This window comes from Chimaeribacter arupi (genome assembly GCF_002858805.1).
GTDB classification, from domain to species: Bacteria; Pseudomonadota; Gammaproteobacteria; order Enterobacterales; family Enterobacteriaceae; genus Chimaeribacter; species Chimaeribacter arupi.
Map to the genome: position 1 here is coordinate 54,330 of NZ_PJZI01000004.1, position 19,603 is coordinate 73,932.

A 19,603-nucleotide genomic window follows, 5' to 3' on the forward strand; every position below is an offset into this window, starting at 1 on the left:
ATGGCGAAATTTACCCAGCATACCGGTCTGGTTGTGCCGCTGGACGCGGCCAACGTCGACACTGATGCCATCATCCCGAAACAGTTCCTGCAAAAAGTGACGCGCACCGGCTTTGGCCAGCACCTGTTCAACGACTGGCGTTTTCTGGATGATGCCGGTCAGGTGCCGAACCCGGAGTTCATCCTGAACGCCCCGCGCTATCAGGGTGCGACAATTCTGCTGGCACGTGAAAACTTCGGTTGCGGCTCCTCACGTGAGCACGCCCCGTGGGCGCTGACCGATTACGGCTTTAAGGTGATCATCGCGCCGAGCTTTGCCGATATTTTCTATGGCAACGCGTTCAATAACCAGTTGTTGCCGGTGACCCTGAGCGAAACGGATGTGGAGACGCTGTTCCGGCTGGTGGCGGAAAACGAGGGCATCACCTTCACCGTGGACCTGGAGCAGCAGCAGGTGATCGCAGGCGACCAGCGTTACCCGTTTGAGATCGACAGCTTCCGCCGCCACTGCATGATCAACGGGCTGGACAGCATCGGCCTGACGCTGCAACATGACGCCGAGATAAGCAACTACGAAGCAAAACAGCCGGCCTTTATGCGTTAACCCGCGCCGCGCCGACAAAAAAGCCCGCCGGTCTGGCGGGCTTTTTTTATCCTGGCCGGTTACACATCCCGTATCCGGCAGGTCAGCAGCAGGGCGGCGACCATCAGCGCCGCCGCCACACAGTAGACGGCATAGTGGTTGACGTGCTCGGCCACCACGCCCTGCAATACCCCGGCAACGATCACCCCGGTGGAGATGCTGTTGGTGAATAAGGTGGTGGCGGAACCGGGCCGCCCCGGCATCAGATCCTGGAAATAGAGCATCCCGATCCCGGCGACAATGCCGATAAAAATGGCGTTAAACAGCTGCAACAGCAGCAGCGCCGTTTTGCCCTGGAACAGCACCAGCCCGCCATAGAACAGCACCCCGGCCACCACTGCGCCAATCATCATTTTGCGCTTGCCGAACCGTTTGACGTAATAGCCCGCCAGCAGCATCGCCGGGATCTCAAGCCCTGCCGCCGTCCCCATCAGCAGCCCGGCCAGCCGGTCAGGCAGCCCGAGGTCGTGGCTGATGTAGAGCGGCATATCGATGATGTACATGGTGTTGCAGGTCCACATCAGCAGCGAGGCAAAAAACAGCGTGCGCACATTCACATCCTTCCAGGCGCTGGTGGACACCACCATCTTATCGACCGGCTGTTCGGCACGCGGCACCGACGGCAGCATCCACCAGACCATAAAGGCGCTGACCAGGAAGAATGCCGCGGCCAGGCTGAACATCAGGGTAAAGCCGTAGTTCAGCGCCAGCGTAAAGGAGAGCGGCGGCCCGATCACCCAGGCCAGCGAGAGCTGCGCCCGCATCATTGAGCTGAACATCACCACTTCGCGCGCCGAGTTATCGGCATATTCCCGCGCCAGCGCAAACAGCTGCGGCATGGCGGCGTTGGCAATCGCCGCCAGAAACACCCCGGCGGTGATCAGCGTCAGGTAGTGGCGGTTAAAGGCGAACAGCACACAGTTGCCCACCGCCATCAGCAGGCAGACCAGGATCAGGCTGCGCCGGTTGCCGCTGTGGTCAGAGCGTTTTGCCAGCAGGAAACTCACCACAATCCCGGCCACGGCGTTGATGGTGTAAAACAGCCCGACCCACAGCGGGCTGGCCTTGACCTCGGTGGTCAGAAACAAACTGAGCGTCGGCGCCTGGAGCGCACCGGCAATCCCGCTCAGGAACGTCACGGCGAGGAAAGCGACAAAAACAGGATTGAGCCGGCGGAAGGCGGTCAGCCGCTGAGTCATAAACCGGTTGGACATAACTGTGTATCCCTGCGAGTGAAAGCGGTTTTTAACCCGGTGAAACGTGGAGTGTAGACGGGTTTTGCCGCGGATACAGCAGCAAAAACCTGCAACCGCCCGCTTTTTTGGTTCAGTGAACGGCAATAAAAAAGCCAGCGGGAAACCCGGCTGGCTGGTGAAAAACACCATTACTCAGAAAAGTGGATGACCGGCGCGTCAGGTGTGTGAGTGGTATTGCTCGTCGGTCATAGCAGGCGTCTGCCACTGCATCAGCTGTTCGAGCAGCGTGATGCGGTGCTGGCAGGGGATCCAGGCAAGCCAGTCCCATTGCGGCGAGACGGCGTTGAAATAGCGCCGGTAAAACCGGCTGGTCAGCAGGCGTGTCATGTTCTCTTCTCCGGGCGGCAGTGTGGGTTGCTGAGAAGCAGTATCGGCGTAATATGGGGAAAGATAAATTGATGAAGTTCTCGCGCGGAGTTCCCCTTTTATGCCGACCTCACGTTTACAGCAGCAGTTCATCCGGCTTTGGCAGCACTTCCACGGCCAGCCTGCCGACACCACGCTTCAGGCGCTGGCGGACATCCTCTCCTGTTCGCGCCGCCACGTCCGCTCGCTGCTCACCACCATGCAGCAACAGGGCTGGCTGCACTGGCAGGCGGAGGCGGGGCGCGGGCGGCGCTCTACCCTCACCTTCCTGCGCACCGGGCTGGCGCTCCAGCAACAGCGCGCCGAGGAGCTGATCGAGCAAGGCAACGCTGACCAGCTGGTGCAACTGGTCGGGGACAAACAGGCCGCCCGCCAGATGCTGCTCGCCCAGCTCGGGCGCAGCTTCCGCCAGGGGCGGCACCTGTTGCGGGTGCTTTACTACCGCCCGATGTTTAACCTGCTGCCCGGCTCGCCGATGCGCCGCTCGGAAACTCATCTGGCGCGCCAGATCTTCAGCGGCCTGACGCGGATAAATGAGGAAAACGGGGAACTGGAACCGGATATGGCGCACCACTGGCAGGCGCTCTCCCCGCTGCACTGGCGCTTTTACCTGCGCCCTGCCATCCCGTTCCACCACGGGCGGCCGCTGGAGATGGAGGATGTGATCGCCTCGCTGACGCGCATCCGCACTTTGCCGCTCTTTTCCCACCTGCTGGCGATCACCTCGCCGACGCCGCATGTCATCGAGATCCGTCTCAGTATGCCGGACCACTGGCTGCCGTGGCTGCTCGGCAGCGTCCCGGCGATGATCCTGCCGCGCGAATGGCCGCAACTGCCGGACTTTGCCCGCCAGCCGATCGGCACCGGCCCCTACGCGATGGTGCACAACCGCCCGGCGCAACTGAAGATCCGCGCGTTTGATGACTACTTCGGCTACCGCGCGCTGATTGATGAGGTCAGCATCTGGGTGCAGCCGGAGCTGAGTGAGGAGCTGATCTTCGGCGGCGTACAGTTGCAGGCCGACGACACCGCCCACCGTGAACTGGAGAACCGGCTGGAAGAGGGCTGCTACTTCCTGCTGTTTGACCGGCGTTCTGCCCTCGCCGCCCGGCCGGAGGTGCGCGCCTGGCTCACTGACCTGCTGAACCCGCTGGCGCTGCTGCATCATGCCGATCGCCTCTACCAGCGCTACTGGTCACCGGCCTTTGGCCTGCTGCCGCGCTGGCACCACCGTACATATGACGCCCGGCCCGCCCAGCCCGCCGGGCTGACGACGCTGACGCTGACCTGCTACCGCCACCACCCGGAGTTTCTGGCGATCGTCAATGCGTTACGGCCATTGCTGGCGGCGCAGGGCGTCACGCTCGTGATGCAGGAGGTGAGCTATGAAACCTGGGTCAACGGTGACGCGCAGAGCGACCTGTGGCTCGGCAGCGTTAACTTCACCCAGCCGCTGGAGTTCTCCCTGTTCGCCGGGCTCTACGAACTGCCGCTGCTGCACCATTGCCTGGATGAGGATCTGCACCCGGCGGCCGCGCAGTGGCGTGACAACCACTTGCCGCTGGCGGAGTGGTGCCGGGCGCTGGTGAGCCGCCAACAGCTGCACCCGCTGTTCCACCACTGGCTACAGATCCAGGGCCAGCGCAGTATGCGCGGCGTGCGGATGAACAGCCTCGGCTGGTTTGACTTCAAATCTGCCTGGTTTGCGCCGCCGGAGACCTAAGCCCGCCCTTTCGCCGGGCGGAGTAAGCCTTTACAATGGCGCGTTCTCAACGGGGTGCGACACCGCCTGCCCGGCCGTGATCGCTGAGAGAGTCCCGTCGAACCTGATCCGGTTAATACCGGCGGAGGGATTTGAGACTGCGCCACGCTTGCTCAAAATCCTTTGCCACCCTTTTCCTGAGGAGCGCAAAGTGTCACGAAAGATCCTGCCTTATCTGTGTGTTGTCTCTGCCGTTATCTTGTCTGCCCCGGCGCTGGCCGCCAAACCGCTGCTGACGGTGTATACCTATGACTCGTTCGCCGCGGACTGGGGCCCCGGCCCGGCGGTGAAAAAAGCCTTTGAGGCAGAGTGCGGCTGTGAGCTGAAATTTGTGGCGCTGGAAGATGGCGTCTCGCTGCTCAACCGCCTGCGCATGGAGGGCAAAAACAGCCCGGCCGACGTGGTGCTGGGGCTGGACAACAACCTGTTGCAGGCGGCGGCACAAACCGGCCTGTTCGCCCCGTCGGGCCTTGACACCGCCGCGCTGAAGGTGCCGGGCGGCTGGCAGGATAAAACCTTTGTGCCTTATGACTACGGCTATTTCGCCTTCGTCTATAACAAAGAAAAACTCAAAAACCCGCCCACCAGCCTGCGCGATCTGGTCGAGAGTGACCGCCCGCTGAAAGTCATTTATGAAGACCCGCGCACCAGCACGCCGGGCCTCGGCCTGCTGCTCTGGATGCAGAAAGTCTACGGCGACAACGCAGCCGACGCCTGGCAGAAACTGGCAAAGAAAACCGTCACCGTGACCAAAGGCTGGAGCGAAGCTTACGGCCTGTTCCTCAAGGGCGAAAGTGACCTGGTGCTGAGCTACACCACCTCCCCGGCATATCACCTGATTGAAGAGAAAAAGGCGAATTATGCCGCTGCCACCTTCAGCGAAGGCCACTATTTACAGGTGGAAGTCGCCGGGAAACTGGCCGCCAGCCGCCAGCCGGCACTGGCGCAAAAGTTTATGCAGTTTATGGTGACGCCCGCCTTCCAGAACACTATCCCGACCGGCAACTGGATGTACCCGGTGACGCCGGTGGCCCTGCCTGCCGGGTTTGAGCGCCTGGCTGTACCGCAAACCGCGCTGAGCTACAGCGCCGCTGAGGTCGCTGCCCAACGCGCCGCCTGGATCCGCACATGGCAAACCGCCGTCAGCCGCTGATGTCCGGCTGGCAACTGCCCGGCCTGCTGGCGGGCGCGCTGCTGCTCGGCGTCGCCGGGCTGGCGTTCGGCGCGATCGTCTTCCACGCCCCGGCGCTGGCGTGGCGCACCCTGGCCGATGACGCCTATCTCTGGCATGTGGTGCGCTTCACCTTTTTGCAGGCGCTGCTGTCGGCCGTCTGCTCGGTGGTGCCTGCGCTGTGGCTGGCGCGTGCGCTGTTCCGCCGCCGCTTCCCCGGCCGGGCGCTGCTGCTGCGGCTCTGCGCCATGACGCTGGTGCTGCCGGTGCTGGTGGCGGTGTTTGGCCTGCTGAGCGTGTATGGCCGGCAGGGCTGGCTGGCGCAGATCTGCGGCGGGCTCGGTGTGCCTTACACCTTCTCGCCCTATGGCTTGCAGGGCATTTTGCTGGCGCATGTGTTCTTCAACCTGCCGCTGGCTGCCCGCCTGCTGTTGCAGTCACTGGAGAATATCCCGGTGGAACAGCGCCAATTGGCGGCGCAGCTCGGCATGAACGGCTGGCAGCAGTGGCGCTTTGTGGAGTGGCCCGCCGTGCGGCGGCAACTGCTGCCCGCCGCGGCGCTGATCTTTATGCTCTGCTTCGCCAGCTTTGCCACCGTGCTCTCCCTCGGCGGCGGGCCGCAGGCCACCACCATCGAACTGGCTATCTATCAGGCGCTGAGTTACGACTACGATCTCAGCCGCGCGGCGATGCTGGCGCTGATCCAGCTCGGCTGCTGCCTGGGGCTGGTGCTGCTGAGCCAGCGCTTCAGCCAGGCGCTGCCCAGCGGGCATACGCAGGCCGCGCAGTGGCGTAACCCGCAGGACAGCGCTTTTTCCCGGCTGTCGGACGGCGTGGTGATTACGCTGGCGCTCTTGCTTATCCTGCCGCCGCTGCTGGCAGTGGTGGCGGACGGTGCCAACCGCGCGCTGCTGGGCGTGCTGCAACAGCCGGTGCTGTGGCAGGCGCTCACTACCTCGCTGCGGATTGCGCTGGGTGCCGGGCTGCTCTGCGTGGTGCTGACCATGATGCTGCTCTGGAGCAGCCGGGAGTGGCGGTTGCGTCAGCAGCGCGGCCGGGCGCAGGCGCTGGAGCTGTGCGGCATGGTGATCCTGGCGATGCCGGGCATCGTGCTGGCGACCGGCTTCTTCCTGCTGCTGAGCGCCACCGGCGGCCTGCCTGCTTCCCCGTGGGCGCTGGTTATCCTGACCAATGCGCTGATGGCGGTGCCCTACGCGCTCAAAGTGCTGGACAACCCGATGCGTGACCTGGCGGAGCGCTATACCCCGCTCTGCCGGGCGCTCGGCATGGGCGGCTGGCAGCGCGTGCGCTGGGTGGAGCTGAGCGCGCTGCGCCTGCCGCTGGCGCAGGCGATGGCCTTTGCCAGCGTGCTGTCGATGGGGGATTTCGGGGTGGTGGCGCTGTTCGGCAATGAGCAGTTCCGCACCCTGCCGTTTTATCTTTATCAACAGATGGGCGCCTACCGCAGCCAGGACGGCGCCGTCACCGCGCTGCTCCTGTTGCTGCTCTGCTTCCTGCTTTTCACCCTGATTGAACGTTTACCGGAGCGCCGGAACCATGCCCGAACCGATATTGACGCTGGATAAGCTGACCTACCTTTACCACCACCTGCCGATGCGCTTTGACCTGGCGGTACAGCCCGGCGAACGCGTGGCGGTGCTGGGGCCGAGCGGCGCGGGCAAGAGCACCCTGCTCAGCCTGATCGCCGGTTTCCTCCCTGCCAGCAGCGGCACCTTACAGATCGCCGGGGCGGATCACCGCGACACGCCGCCGGCGAAGCGCCCGGTGTCGATGCTGTTTCAGGAGAACAACCTGTTTGCCCACCTGACGGTGCGGCAGAACCTCGGGCTGGGGCTGCACCCCGGCCTGAAACTCACGGCCGCCCAGCGGCAGGCGCTGGCGGAGATCGCCGCGCAGGTCGGGCTGGAGGAATGCCTGGAACGGCTGCCGTCGCAGCTCTCCGGCGGGCAGCGGCAGCGGGTGGCGCTGGCGCGCTGTTTGTTGCGCAGCCAGCCATTGTTGCTGCTGGATGAGCCGTTCTCGGCACTTGACCCGGCCCTGCGCAGCGACATGCTGGCGCTGCTGGACGAGGTATGCCGCCGCCGCGCGCTGACGCTGTTAATGGTGTCGCATAATCTGGATGACGCGGCACGGATTGCGCCGCGCACGCTGCTGGTGGTGGACGGGCGGATCTACTATGACGGCCCGACCGCCGCACTGATTGACGGCAGCGCCGCCGAGGCACGCATCCTCGGCGTGGCGCGCCCCTGACTCAGAACGCCATCACCTGCCACAGCAACCGGCGGTAGACCGGCATCAGCGGGTGGCTGAACAGCATCACCAGGCAGGCGACCGCCACCACGGTGACCAGCCCGCACACCCAGCGCAGCCGCGCCAGCGGCAAACGGCGTGACAGCCAGTCCTCACTGCGTTTGCCGTCGCGGAACCAGCGCCAGCCCAGCCAGGCCGCCAGCCAGACGGCCACGAACGCCGCCAGCAGCAGCCAGCGGAAATGCGCGACGTCCGCCCCGGCCGGAATACCGATCGCCACCCCGGCCAGAATGCCCGGCAGGAAATAGACCGGTGGCCAGGTCAGGCAGCCCACCACATTCGGCACGGCGAACGTCAGCGGTTTCAGGTCCAGCATCCCGGCCACCAGCGGCACCAGCGGGCGGGTCGGGCCGATAAAGCGCCCCACCAGCACGGTGGCGAAACTGTGCTTGTGCAGCGCGTGGCGGGTTTTGCTCATCAGGGATTTATGCTTCTTCAGGAATGACCAGCGTTGCAGCGGCCCTTTGAAGCGGTGGCCGATGTAGTAGGAGATCCAGTCACCGGCGAAACAGCCGATGCTCCCGACCACCCAGGCTTCATAAAAGTTCACCCGCCCACTGCCGATCAACGCGCCGAGGGTGGCCATCATCACCGTGCCCGGCAGCAGCAGCCCCACCAGCGCCAGTGATTCCAGAAATGCCACCAGGCCCACCGCCAACAGTGAAAAGGCCACAGACTGGGTAATCAGATGTTCAAGGTAAGATTCCATAAATTCCAACGAGGTTGCGGCGTAAATTCATCATTTTTCCGCTGAATTGTTAACGTGGTTATTCACGCAGTCAATCAATGAATTGTATGTGAATTGTATGTGCCGTTGGCAGAGGCCGCCGGTGTTGGACATCCCCTGTATAAAAAACCATACTACGCGCATCCGTTCCCTTCACCCGACAGGCAGCACCATGACCCCAGCCCGCCAGGGATTTATCCTGACCCGCCACTGGCGTGATACGCCCACCGGCACAGAGATCACGTTCTGGCTGGCGACCGATGATGGCCCGCAGAAAGTCTGCCTGCCGCCCCAGCAGGCGGTGGCGTTTCTGCCTGCGGAACAGCGCGCGCTGGCGGAGCCGGTGTTGCGCGGTGAAAGCGGCGCCGTGCTGCGTGAGGTGGCGCTGTGTGATTTCCGCCACCGGCCGCAACTGGCGCTCTATTGCCGCCAGCAGCGCCAGCTCTCCCGGCTGGAGCGGGCGCTGAAGGATCAGGGCGTGGCGCTGTATGAGGCGGACATCCGCCCACCGGAGCGTTTCCTGATGGAGCGCTACATCACTGCGCCGGTCTGGTTCAGCGGTGAGCCGGGTGCAGAGGACACGCTGTTCAATACCCGGATGAAACCGGCCGAAGGCTATCGCCCGCCGCTGAAACTCGCCTCGATTGACATCGAAACCAGCGGCAGCGGCGAGCTGTACTGCATCGGCATTGAGGGGTGCGGCCAGCGGCAGGTTTACATGCTGGGGCCGGAGAACGGCACGCCGCAGCGTGAGGATTTCGCGCTGGAGTATGTCGCCTCACGCCCGCTGCTGCTGGAGAAGCTCAACCAGTGGCTGGCTGAGCATGACCCGGATGTGATCATCGGCTGGAACGTAATCCAGTTCGACCTGCGGGTGTTGCAGAAACACGCCGAGCGCTACGGCATCCCGCTGCGGCTGGGGCGCGGCGGCGCAGTGCTGGAGTGGCGCGAGCACGGTTTCCGCCAGGGGCATTTCTTCGCCTCGGCCGCCGGGCGGCTGATTATTGACGGTATCGAGGCGCTGAAATCGGCGTTCTGGAATTTCCCGTCCTTCAGCCTGGAAGCGGTGTCGCAAACGCTGCTGGGCGAAGGCAAGGCTATTGACAACCCCTACCAGCGGCTGGCGGAGATTGAACAGCGCTTTCGTGAAGACAAACCGGCGCTGGCGCGCTACAACCTGAAAGATTGCGAACTGGTGACGCGCATTTTCGCCAAAACCGATCTGCTGGCGTTCCTGCTGGAGCGCGCCAGCGTCACCGGGCTGGAGGCGGACCGCAACGGCGGCTCGGTGGCCGCATTCAGCCACCTCTATTTCCCGCGTATGCACCGCGCCGGCTTTGTCGCGCCGAACCGGGGCGATGTGGAGGAGCAGGCCAGCCCCGGCGGTTTTGTGATGGACTCGCGCCCCGGCCTGTATGATTCGGTGCTGGTGCTGGATTACAAAAGCCTCTACCCGTCAATTATCCGCACCTTCCTGATTGATCCGGTGGGGCTGGTGGCCGGGCTGCACGACCCGGATGAGCAGGCCTCTGTTGAGGGCTTCCGCGGTGCGCGCTTCTCCCGCACCACCCACTGCCTGCCGGAGATTGTGCGCCAGATCTGGCAGGGGCGCGAGGCGGCCAAACAGCAGCAGAACGCCCCGCTGTCACAGGCGCTGAAAATCATCATGAATGCGCTGTATGGCGTGCTCGGCACCAGTGCCTGCCGCTTTTACGACCCGCGCCTCGCCTCCTCTATTACCCTGCGCGGCCACGCGATCATGCACCAGACCCGCGCACTGATTGAGGCCGAAGGCTATCAGGTGATATACGGCGACACCGACTCCACCTTTGTCTGGCTGAAACAGCCGCACGACGAGGCCGCCGCGCAGCAGATCGGCCGGGCGCTGGTGGCGAAGGTGAACCAGTTCTGGCAGCAGCATCTGCGCGAAGAGATGGGGCTGGAGAGCGCGCTGGAGCTGGAGTTCGAAACCCACTTCTGCCGCTTCCTGATGCCCACCATCCGCGGTGCCGGGGTGGAGCAAGGCAGCAAAAAACGTTATGCCGGGCTGGTGCGCCGCGACGGTGAAGAGAAGATGATCTACAAAGGGCTGGAGACGGTGCGCACCGACTGGACGGCGCTGGCGCAGATTTTCCAGCAGGAGCTTTACCGGCGTATTTTCCACCGCCAGCCCTACCAGGAGTATGTGCGTGATTATGTGGCGCGCACCCGCGCCGGGGAGTTTGATGACCGGCTGGTCTACCGCAAACAGGTGCGCCGCCCGCTGGCGGAATACCAGCGCAATGTGCCGCCCCATGCACGCGCCGCACGGCTGGCGGATGAGGCCAACCGCGCACAGGGGCGGCCGTTGCAGTACCAGAAAGGCGGCTGGATACGCTACGTGATGACCACCGCCGGGCCGGAGCCGCTGGAAGCACGCCATGCGCCGATTGACTACGAGCACTATATCGAGCGGCAGCTGGAGCCGGTGGCGGACGGCATTTTGCCTTTCCTTCAGGACGATTTTGCTACACTGATTACCGGGCAAATGGGATTGTTCTGACGCAAACGGTTTAAGACAAATAACGGCGTTTGGCAGGTGACGAAACCGCGACCATCCATTACCATAGCGCCCTTTCCCATTTTTGCACCTCTCCCAGAGACTCCGCGCCCCGGCATGGCAGCGTTGCTATTGCCCGGATAACGCACGCAAAGCAGTAAAAAAACGCACGGCCCGATACATCAACACAGAGAGTAACTATGCCCTTTAAACTTGGTCAACGCTGGATAAGCGACACGGAAAGCGAATTAGGATTAGGCACTGTAGTCGCGCTCGACACGCGTATGGTGACACTGCTTTTCCCCGCGACGGGTGAGAACCGCCTCTATGCCAGAAATGACTCACCGATCACCCGCGTGATGTTCAATCCGGGTGACACCATCAACAGCCACGAAGGCTGGCAGTTGAAAGTTGACGAGGTTAAAGAGGAGAACGGCCTGCTGACCTACATCGGCACCCGTCTGGACACCGACGAGGCCGCCGTTGCCCTGCGTGAGGTGCTGCTCGACAGCAAACTCACCTTCAGCAAGCCGCAGGATCGGCTGTTCGCCGGGCAGATCGACCGGATGGACCGCTTTGCGCTGCGCCTGCGGGCGCGCAAATACCAGCGTGAGCAGTTCCGCCTGCGCTGGAGCGGCCTGCGCGGGATGCGCGCCAGCCTGATCCCGCACCAGTTGCACATTGCCCATGAAGTGGGCCAGCGCCATGCGCCGCGCGTACTGCTGGCGGACGAAGTGGGCCTGGGTAAAACCATCGAAGCGGGGATGATAATCCATCAGCAACTGCTCTCCGGCCGTGCCGAGCGCGTGCTGATCGTGGTGCCGGAAACCCTCCAGCACCAGTGGCTGGTGGAGATGCTGCGCCGCTTCAACCTGCGTTTCTCCCTGTTTGATGATGAGCGTTACGCCGAATCGCTGCACGACGCCACCAACCCGTTTGAGAGTGAGCAACTGGTTATCTGCTCGCTGGATTTCGTGCGCCGCAACAAAAGCCGCCTGGAGCAGATGGCCGATGCCGCCTGGGACTTGCTGGTGGTCGATGAAGCGCACCACCTGGCCTGGAGCGAAGAGGCACCAAGCCGTGAATACCAGGTGATTGAGCAACTGGCGGAACACACCGCCGGTGTCCTGCTGCTGACCGCCACGCCGGAGCAGCTCGGCCCGCAGAGCCACTTTGCGCGCCTGCGCCTGCTCGACCCGAACCGCTTCCACGACTATCAGGAGTTCGTGGCCGAGCAGCAACAGTACCGCCCGGTAGCGGACGCCGTGACGCTGCTGCTGAGCGGCGATCGCCTCTCCAACGATGAACAGAACCTGCTGGGCGACATGGTCGCAGAACAGGACATCGAACCGCTGCTGGCCGCGGCCAACAGTGACGGCGAAGAGAGCGAAGCCGCGCGCCGCGAGCTGATTGCCCTGCTGATGGATCGCCACGGCACCAGCCGCGTGCTGTTCCGCAACACCCGTAACGGCGTGAAAGGCTTCCCGCACCGCGTGCTGCATGAGATCCGCCTGCCGCTGCCGGCCCAGTACCAGACGGCGATCAAAGTCTCCGGCATCATGGGGGCGAAAAAGAGCACCGAAGATCGCGCGCGTGACATGCTCTACCCGGAGCGCATCTATCAGGAGTTCGAAGGCGAGAACGGCACCTGGTGGAACTTCGACCCGCGCGTCGAGTGGCTGATGGGCTTTTTGACCAGCAACCGCGACGAAAAAGTGCTGGTGATCTGCGCCAAAGCAGAAACCGCGCTGCAACTGGAGCAGGTGCTGCGTGAGCGTGAAGGCATCCGCGCCGGGGTATTCCACGAAGGGCTGTCGATTATCGAACGTGACCGCGCCGCGGCCTATTTCGCCTCCGCCGAAGAGGGCGCGCAGGTGCTGCTCTGCTCGGAGATTGGCTCTGAAGGGCGTAACTTCCAGTTCGCCAGCCATCTGGTGATGTTCGATCTGCCGTTCAACCCGGACCTGCTGGAGCAGCGCATCGGCCGTCTGGATCGTATCGGCCAGCAGCGTGACATCCAGATCATGGTGCCGTACCTGGAGCAGACCGCGCAGGCGGTGCTGATCCGCTGGTATCACGACGGGCTGGACGCGTTCGAGCACACCTGCCCGACCGGCCGCGCGATTTATGACAAGCACTACGAGCAGCTGATCGGCTACCTTGCCACCCCGTCCGAGCAGGAAGGGTTGCCGGAATTTGTGCACCAGTGCCGCCTCGAGCACGATGCCCTGCGCCGCCAGCTTGAGCAGGGGCGTGACCGCCTGCTGGAGCAGCACTCCAACGGCGGTGAGGCCGCGCAGGCGCTGGCTGAGGCGATCGCCGAAGGTGATAATGACGTCAACCTGGTAAACTTTGCGCTTAACCTGTTCGATATTGTCGGCATCAACCAGGATGACCGCAGCGACAACCTGATTGTGCTGACGCCGTCTGATCACATGCTGGTACCGGATTTCCCCGGCCTGCCGCAGGATGGCTGCACCGTGACCTTCGACCGTGAGCAGGCGCTGTCACGCGAGGACACGCAGTTCATCACCTGGGAGCACCCGCTGATCCGCAACGGGCTGGATCTGATCCTCTCCGGTGACACCGGCAGCTGTGCCGTGTCGCTGCTGAAGAACAAGGCGCTGCCGGTCGGCACCCTGCTCACCGAGCTGGTGTATGTGGTGGAAGCGCAGGCGCCGAAACACCTGCAGCTGACGCGCTTCCTGCCGCCGACGCCAATCCGTATGCTGATGGACCGCAAAGGCACCAACCTCGCCAAACAGGTGGAGTTTGAGAGCTTCAACCGCCAGCTGAACGCGGTGAACCGCCATACCTCCAGCAAGCTGGTGAATGCGGTGCAGCAGGATGTGCACGCGATGCTGCAACACGCGGAAGCCCTGGTGGCCGACGAGGCGCGGGCGCTGATCGAGGCGGCGAAAATCGAAGCCGACGAGCAGACCAGCGCCGAACTCGCCCGCCTGGAAGCGCTGCGCGCGGTGAACCCGAACATCCGTGACGACGAAGTCGAAGCGCTGGAGTTCAACCGTAAGCAGGTGCTGGCGAACCTCAACGACGCCACCTGGCGGCTGGATGCCATCCGTCTGGTGGTGGTGAGCCACCAGTAACCCCGGTCCGGGCGCACACCGCGCCCGGCTGTTTTCTCCTCTACAGTGACCCAACACCATGAGCGACCATACCGCGTCACAGACACCGCCGCTGGAAGGCTATAACCCGCCGCAAGAGCCGTGGCTACAGATTCTCTATCAGGATTATCACATCATGGTCGTGAACAAGCCGAGCGGCCTGCTGTCGGTGCCCGGCCGTGCCGAAGAGCATCAGGACAGCGTGATCACGCGCGTGCAGCGGGATTTCCCGCTGGCGGAATCGGCGCACCGGCTGGATATGTCCACCAGCGGCGTGCTGGCGGTGGCGCTGACCAAACCGGCAGAGCGGGAGCTGAAGCGGCAATTCCGCGAACGCGAACCGAAAAAAAGCTACCTGGCACGGGTCTGGGGGCATGTGGCAGAGGATGAAGGGTTGATTGACCTGCCGCTGATTTGCGACTGGCCGAACCGGCCGAAGCAGAAAGTCTGCTTTGAAACCGGCAAAACCGCGCAGACGCTCTATCAGGTTTTGTCACGGGATGAGGACGGCACCAGCCGCGTGCGGCTGACCCCGGTCACCGGCCGTTCACACCAGTTACGGGTGCATATGCTGGCGCTCGGCCACCCGATCCTCGGCGATAATTTTTACGCGCCGCCGGAAGCCCGGGCGATGGCCAACCGCCTGCAACTGCACGCTGAAACCCTGACGCTGGCCCACCCGCACTACCACACTTCCATGACCTTCCGCGCCCCGGCGGATTTCTGACTGCCCTGCCCGCCCGGGCAGGCGCGCTGGTTGTGACCTGACGCACCTTTTTTCCACCGCGCATAACATAGCGTTAAGCGCGGCTGCCCTTTGCCTGTTTTCCGGCGGCCGCTCTCTTTTACTGTTTATCACCGCCATGCGGGTAACGGTCACGGAGAGGCATTATGCTTAAAAAACATGCTGTCAGCATGGGCACTTCCCCCTTTTCCGCCCGCCCGGTTGGGTGCGGCTCTCAGGAGAATGTTGGATGAAAAGATATGCATTGGTCGGCACCGGCGGCCGCGCCGGGCTTTACCTTGAGGCAATTGCCGCCACCTACCGCGAAAGCGCGCAGTGGGTGGCGTTCTGCGACACTAACCAGACGCGGATGGACTACGCCAACCATCTGCTGGCCAAGGCCGGGGCGGCACCGGTGTCCACCTGGCGGGCCGGGCAGTTTGAGGCGATGATCGCCGAAACCCGGCCGGATATCGTGATTGTTACCAGCATCGACCGTACCCACGACGACTATATTGTGCGGGCGCTGCACGCCGGCTGTGATGTGATCACCGAAAAGCCGATGACCATCGACGCGGCGCGCGCCCTGCGTATTGCAGAGGCGATTGAGAAGACCGGCCGCCAGGTACGCGTGGCGTTCAACTACCGTTATGCGCCGCACCACAGCAAAGTGCGTGAACTGCTGATGAACGACACCATTGGTGAGGTGTTTTCAGTGCATTTTGAGTGGCTGCTGAATACCGAGCACGGCGCGGACTACTTCCGCCGCTGGCACCGCGACAAGCGCAACAGCGGCGGGCTGCTGGTGCACAAATCGACCCACCATTTCGACCTGATGAACTTCTGGCTCAACAGCTCGCCGGAACAGGTGTTTGCACTGGGCGACCTGCGCTTTTACGGCCGGGAGAATGCGGAAAAACGCGGCGAAACCCGGTTCTACAGCCGGGCGCACGGCGCGCCGCAGGCCGCGGATGACCCGTTTGCCCTGCATATGGACGAGAACCCGCAACTGCGCGCGCTCTACCTGGAGGCGGAGCATGAAGACAGCTACTACCGTGACCAGAGCGTCTTCAGCGACGGCATCACCATTGAGGATACGCTGTCAGTGCTGGTGAAGTACCGCAACCGCACGCAGCTCACCTATTCCCTCAACGCGTACCTGCCGAAAGAGGGGCTGAATGTGGTGTTCAACGGCAGCAAGGGGCGGCTGGAGATGAACGTGGAGGAGAACTCCTACGTCAACGGCGGCGGCCTGCGCGAGGAGGAAGGCAACCTCGACGCCTGCCGCATCACCGTGTACCCGATGTTCGGCACCCCGTGGGAAGCGGACTTTACCGCCGGTGAAGGCGGGCACGGCGGCGGCGATCAGGCGATGCTGGCGGACTTGTTCGGCAACCCGCCCGCTGACCCGCTGCACCGCGCCGCCGACCACCGCGCCGGCACCCTGTCTATCCTGACCGGTGTCGCCGGTAACCTCTCCATGCAGCGCGGCACCCCGGTGTTCTTCGACGAGTTCGAGGTGGTACGTAAGCTGCGCGGGCGCTGAAACCATAAAAAAGCCGCCCCAGGGGCGGCTTTCGCGGTGACACGGCACGCAACGGGCTTAGCGGAAACCTTTCTCGCGTTTGATCAGGTCATAGGCGGCCTGAATCGACTGCGCTTTCTGCTTCGCCATCTCCATCATTTCCGGCGGCAACCCTTTGGCCACCAGCTTATCAGGGTGGTGCTCACTCATCAGCTTGCGGTACGCACGCTTGATGGTGGTGGCATCGTCCTCTTCTTTCACGCCCAGCACTTTGCAGGCATCGGCCAGCGTCGGCCCCTGCGGCTGTTGGAAACCGCCGTGGGAGTAACCGCCCTGCTGCTGCCCGCCGAACTGCTGGCCGCCTTCCATCATGCGCAGGAACTGCTCAAACTGGCCGCGCGAAATGCCCAGCTCCTCGGCAATCACATACAGCACCTGGCGCTCGTTCGGGTGCAGCTCGCCGTCATTGAACGCCACCTGCAACTGGATCTCCAGAAACATGCGGATCAGGTCAAAGCGGCCGAAGCAGACGCTGCGCAGTTCACGCAGTTTCTCACGCAGCGGGAAGTTGCCCTCTTTACCCTCACGGAAAGCCTGCTGCGCCATAGTGCGCTGCTCGCCATGCAGGTTCAGGCGCTGCATAAACAGGTTGGCGGTCTGGATATCCGTTTCCGTCACGCGTCCCTTCGATTTCGACAGGTGCCCCATGACCTGGAAGGTGGTGCGGAAAAATATGGTCTGTCTTGTCTGCTGGTCGGCAAAGTAGCCGCGGCTGCGGGCGGCCCGCGCCTTGTCAACCATATGGCCGATCAACAACCCTAGTACTACGCCCCAAAAGCCTGCGCCGGACATCAAGCCCAGTACAACGCCGAGCACCTTTCCCCAATACTGCATATACTCCTCAATTCACATGCCGTTGCGTCAGATTTGCTTTATCATACCCGGCATTTATCCGGATGCCTAACGACGACAGACCCACGGCTGGATTTAACACTAGCGCAACGCTGATGAGTGATATAGTCTCTGACCGTTTGCCGGCATGACGCCTCTGATGACGGAACACCGAATACCGCGTATGAAAAAATGTCTCCCAACACTGCTGGCCACCATGATTGGCTCGGCACTCTACAGCCAGGGTGCGCTGGCCGACCTCGCTGAACAATGCATGATCGGCGTTCCCACCTATAATAAGCCGCTGGTTAATGGCGACCCCAACACGCTGCCGGTGCATATCCAGGCCGACAAAAGTGAGGCCAATTACCCGGACAATGCGGTCTTCTCCGGGAACGTCAATATCCAGCAGGGCAACAGTACGCTGACGGCTGACCAGGTCGAGCTGAACCAGACGCAGGTGGAAAACCAGCCGGAGCCGACGCGCACCGTGACGGCCACCGGTAACGTCCATTACGACGACAACCAGATCAAGCTGAAAGGCCCGCGCGCCTTCTCCAACCTGAACACCAAAGATACCGATATGGATCAGGGCGACTACCAGATGGTAGGACGCCAGGGCCGGGGTAACGCCGACAAGATGAAGATGCGTGACAGCAACCGCTACACCATCCTCGACAACGGCACCTTTACCTCCTGCCTGCCCGGTGACAACAGCTGGAGCGTGGTCGGTTCCGAGGTTATCCACGATCGCCAGGAAGAAGTCGCCGAGATCTGGAATGCGCGCTTTAAAATCGGCCCGGTGCCGGTATTCTACAGCCCGTACCTGCAACTGCCGGTGGGCGACCGCCGCCGTTCCGGGTTCCTGATCCCGAATGCCAAATTCGGCAGCAACAACGGCTTCGAGTTCATGTTGCCGTACTACTGGAACATCGCGCCCAACTTTGACGCCACGCTGACGCCGCACTACATCAGCAAGCGTGGGATGCAGTTCCAGAATGAGTTCCGCTACCTGACCGCCCCAGGCGCCGGTGTGGTGGAATTTGACTGGTTGCCGAGCGACAAAGAGTACGAAAAAGATTACCCGGAAGATGACAACAACACCCGTTGGCTCTTCTACTGGCGCCACGGCGGGGTAATGGATCAGGTGTGGCGTTTTGACATCGACTACCTGAAAGTCAGTGACTCCAAATACTTCACTGACCTCGACTCCACGTACGGGTCCACCACCGATGGCTACGCCACGCAGAAATTCAGCATCGGCTATGCGGACACCCACTGGGATGTGAAACTGGCGTCGAAACAGTTCCAGGTCTTTGCCGATTCGGGCAACGCCAACGCCTACCGTGCGCAGCCGCAGCTCGACATCAACTACTACCAGAATGATGTCGGCCCGTTTGATTTCAACATCTATGGGCAGGCGGTGAAATTCACCAGCGTCAACCCGGACAACCCGGAAGCGACGCGCCTGCACATTGAGCCGACCCTGAGCCTGCCGCTGGCCAACAGCTGGGGCAGCCTGGACACCGAAGCCAAATTGCTGGCCACGCACTACCAGCAGGATGTGCCGGACGAATTCAATACCAATAACAACCTGGCGCTGCAGGACAACGTCAACCGCACCATGCCGGAGTTCAAGACCGACGGCAAAATGGTGTTTGACCGCAGCATGACCTGGGCCGAGGGCTACACCCAGACGCTCGAGCCGCGCGCGCAGTACCTTTACATCCCGTACCGCAACCAGAGCGACATCTACACCTACGACTCCACCCTGCTGCAATCGGACTATACCGGCCTGTTCCGTGACCGCAGTTACAGCGGCCTGGATCGCATCGCGTCAGCCAACCAGCTGGCCGCCGGGGTGACCTCGCGGATTTATGATGATGCGCTGGTTGAACGTTTTAATGTTTCTGCGGGTCAAATCTACTACTTCACCCAGCCGCGCACCGGTGACCCGAACTCCTCGCTGGATGAAAGCGACGATACCGGCAGCCTGGTGTGGGCCGGGGATACCTACTGGCGGATCGACAACAACTGGGGCCTGCGTGGTGGGTTGCAGTATGACACCCGTCTCGACGCCGTGGCCCTGGGCGATGCGGTGGTGGAGTACCGGAAAGACGCAGAGCGGATGGTTCAGCTGAATTACCGTTACGCCAGCCCGGAATACATCCAGGCCACGCTGCCGAGTGTGCAGAACCCCGGTTACCAGCAGGGTATTTCCCAGGTAGGGATGACAGCGAGCTGGCCTCTGGCCGACCGCTGGGCTGTGGTGGCCGCTTACTACTACGATATTGAGGCGAAACAGCCGGCCGATCAGCTGATCGGGGTGCAGTACAGCACCTGCTGCTGGGCCATCAACCTCGGGTATGAGCGCAAAATCACTGACTGGGACAACACGACCCAATCAAGCCAGTACGATAACAGGGTGTCATTTAATATTGAGTTGCGCGGCCTGAGCAGTAACCATTCGCTCGGGACGGATGAGATGCTGAAGCAGGGTATCCTGCCGTATCAGCGTGCATTCTGATTATGTGCAACTGCAAG

Annotated in this window: 14 protein-coding genes and 1 riboswitch; of the genes, 10 read left to right on the forward strand and 4 right to left on the reverse strand. The window is 62.5% G+C overall.

Annotated features, from left to right (window positions below; all coding sequences use genetic code 11):
- A complete protein-coding gene (leuD, locus tag CYR52_RS03780; RefSeq protein ID WP_101827979.1) occupies nt 1-603 on the forward strand; it encodes a 3-isopropylmalate dehydratase small subunit in 603 nt (200 codons plus the stop codon).
- A 59-nt stretch (nt 604-662) separates the two neighbouring features.
- On the opposite strand, the gene CYR52_RS03785 is transcribed toward leuD, so the two are convergent.
- Together CYR52_RS03785 and sgrT are read right to left on the reverse strand one after the other, a co-directional pair.
- On the reverse strand, nt 663-1,841 hold the full coding sequence (locus CYR52_RS03785) for an MFS transporter (RefSeq protein ID WP_072929083.1): 1,179 nt from the start codon (nt 1,839-1,841) through the stop codon (nt 663-665).
- A gap of 213 nt (nt 1,842-2,054) precedes the next feature.
- The gene (gene sgrT, locus CYR52_RS03790; protein WP_072928798.1) at nt 2,055-2,225 is read right to left on the reverse strand and encodes a glucose uptake inhibitor SgrT; all 171 of its coding nucleotides are present in this window, start codon (nt 2,223-2,225) and stop codon (nt 2,055-2,057) included.
- Nucleotides 2,226-2,325: 100 nt separating this feature from the next.
- Here sgrT and sgrR point away from each other — a divergent pair, with 100 nt between their 5' ends.
- The 4 genes from sgrR (at nt 2,326) to thiQ (ending at nt 7,468) form a co-directional block, all read left to right on the forward strand.
- Entirely contained in the window at nt 2,326-3,987 is a 1,662-nt protein-coding gene (sgrR, locus tag CYR52_RS03795; protein WP_101827980.1) for an HTH-type transcriptional regulator SgrR, read from the forward strand.
- Nucleotides 3,988-4,027: 40 nt separating this feature from the next.
- Nucleotides 4,028-4,135: riboswitch (TPP riboswitch) on the forward strand.
- Nucleotides 4,136-4,177: 42 nt separating this feature from the next.
- On the forward strand, nt 4,178-5,179 hold the full coding sequence (thiB, locus tag CYR52_RS03800; RefSeq protein WP_072928794.1) for a thiamine ABC transporter substrate binding subunit: 1,002 nt from the start codon (nt 4,178-4,180) through the stop codon (nt 5,177-5,179).
- Nucleotides 5,155-6,783: a thiamine/thiamine pyrophosphate ABC transporter permease ThiP gene (thiP, locus tag CYR52_RS03805; RefSeq protein ID WP_072928791.1), complete on the forward strand. Its 1,629-nt coding sequence runs from the start codon at nt 5,155-5,157 to the stop codon at nt 6,781-6,783. The genes thiB and thiP overlap by 25 nt, the downstream gene beginning before the upstream one ends.
- Entirely contained in the window at nt 6,767-7,468 is a 702-nt protein-coding gene (thiQ, locus tag CYR52_RS03810; protein ID WP_072929082.1) for a thiamine ABC transporter ATP-binding protein ThiQ, read from the forward strand. Before thiP ends, thiQ begins: the two co-directional genes overlap by 17 nt.
- 1 nt (nt 7,469) lies before the next feature.
- Here the strand turns inward: thiQ and CYR52_RS03815 are convergent, their stop codons facing one another.
- Entirely contained in the window at nt 7,470-8,237 is a 768-nt protein-coding gene (locus tag CYR52_RS03815) for a DedA family protein (RefSeq protein ID WP_101827981.1), read from the reverse strand.
- A gap of 190 nt (nt 8,238-8,427) precedes the next feature.
- Here CYR52_RS03815 and CYR52_RS03820 point away from each other — a divergent pair, with 190 nt between their 5' ends.
- The 4 genes from CYR52_RS03820 (at nt 8,428) to CYR52_RS03835 (ending at nt 16,189) form a co-directional block, all read left to right on the forward strand.
- Entirely contained in the window at nt 8,428-10,797 is a 2,370-nt protein-coding gene (locus tag CYR52_RS03820; RefSeq protein ID WP_101827982.1) for a DNA polymerase II, read from the forward strand.
- A 197-nt stretch (nt 10,798-10,994) separates the two neighbouring features.
- Nucleotides 10,995-13,901, forward strand: coding sequence for an RNA polymerase-associated protein RapA (gene rapA, locus CYR52_RS03825; RefSeq protein ID WP_072928784.1), 2,907 nt, complete (start codon nt 10,995-10,997; stop codon nt 13,899-13,901).
- Between the two features lie 58 nt (nt 13,902-13,959).
- Nucleotides 13,960-14,646, forward strand: coding sequence for a bifunctional tRNA pseudouridine(32) synthase/23S rRNA pseudouridine(746) synthase RluA (gene rluA, locus CYR52_RS03830; protein ID WP_101827983.1), 687 nt, complete (start codon nt 13,960-13,962; stop codon nt 14,644-14,646).
- A gap of 247 nt (nt 14,647-14,893) precedes the next feature.
- The gene (locus CYR52_RS03835) at nt 14,894-16,189 is read left to right on the forward strand and encodes a Gfo/Idh/MocA family protein (RefSeq protein ID WP_072928782.1); all 1,296 of its coding nucleotides are present in this window, start codon (nt 14,894-14,896) and stop codon (nt 16,187-16,189) included.
- Between the two features lie 57 nt (nt 16,190-16,246).
- Here CYR52_RS03835 and djlA read toward each other — a convergent pair whose 3' ends face one another.
- Nucleotides 16,247-17,062, reverse strand: coding sequence for a co-chaperone DjlA (gene djlA, locus CYR52_RS03840; RefSeq protein WP_072928780.1), 816 nt, complete (start codon nt 17,060-17,062; stop codon nt 16,247-16,249).
- 181 nt (nt 17,063-17,243) lie between these two features.
- On the opposite strand from djlA, the gene lptD reads away from it, so the two are divergent.
- Nucleotides 17,244-19,586 (forward strand): LPS assembly protein LptD, encoded by a 2,343-nt coding sequence (lptD, locus tag CYR52_RS03845; RefSeq protein ID WP_072928779.1) that lies wholly within the window; start codon nt 17,244-17,246, stop codon nt 19,584-19,586.
- Nucleotides 19,587-19,603 lie beyond the last annotated feature (17 nt).

Excerpts from the sequence above, each read along its gene's own strand:
- thiP (WP_072928791.1), top strand. The coding sequence starts at position 5,155 with ATGGCAAACCGCCGTCAGCCGCTGATGTCCGGCTGGCAACTGCCCGGC.
- lptD (WP_072928779.1), top strand. The coding sequence starts at position 17,244 with ATGAAAAAATGTCTCCCAACACTGCTGGCCACCATGATTGGCTCGGCA.
- CYR52_RS03835 (WP_072928782.1), top strand. The coding sequence starts at position 14,894 with ATGAAAAGATATGCATTGGTCGGCACCGGCGGCCGCGCCGGGCTTTAC.
- rluA (WP_101827983.1), top strand. The coding sequence starts at position 13,960 with ATGAGCGACCATACCGCGTCACAGACACCGCCGCTGGAAGGCTATAAC.
- leuD (WP_101827979.1), top strand. The coding sequence starts at position 1 with ATGGCGAAATTTACCCAGCATACCGGTCTGGTTGTGCCGCTGGACGCG.
- sgrR (WP_101827980.1), top strand. The coding sequence starts at position 2,326 with ATGCCGACCTCACGTTTACAGCAGCAGTTCATCCGGCTTTGGCAGCAC.
- sgrT (WP_072928798.1), bottom strand. The coding sequence starts at position 2,225 with ATGACACGCCTGCTGACCAGCCGGTTTTACCGGCGCTATTTCAACGCC.
- djlA (WP_072928780.1), bottom strand. The coding sequence starts at position 17,062 with ATGCAGTATTGGGGAAAGGTGCTCGGCGTTGTACTGGGCTTGATGTCC.
- CYR52_RS03815 (WP_101827981.1), bottom strand. The coding sequence starts at position 8,237 with ATGGAATCTTACCTTGAACATCTGATTACCCAGTCTGTGGCCTTTTCA.
- rapA (WP_072928784.1), top strand. The coding sequence starts at position 10,995 with ATGCCCTTTAAACTTGGTCAACGCTGGATAAGCGACACGGAAAGCGAA.
- CYR52_RS03820 (WP_101827982.1), top strand. The coding sequence starts at position 8,428 with ATGACCCCAGCCCGCCAGGGATTTATCCTGACCCGCCACTGGCGTGAT.
- CYR52_RS03785 (WP_072929083.1), bottom strand. The coding sequence starts at position 1,841 with ATGACTCAGCGGCTGACCGCCTTCCGCCGGCTCAATCCTGTTTTTGTC.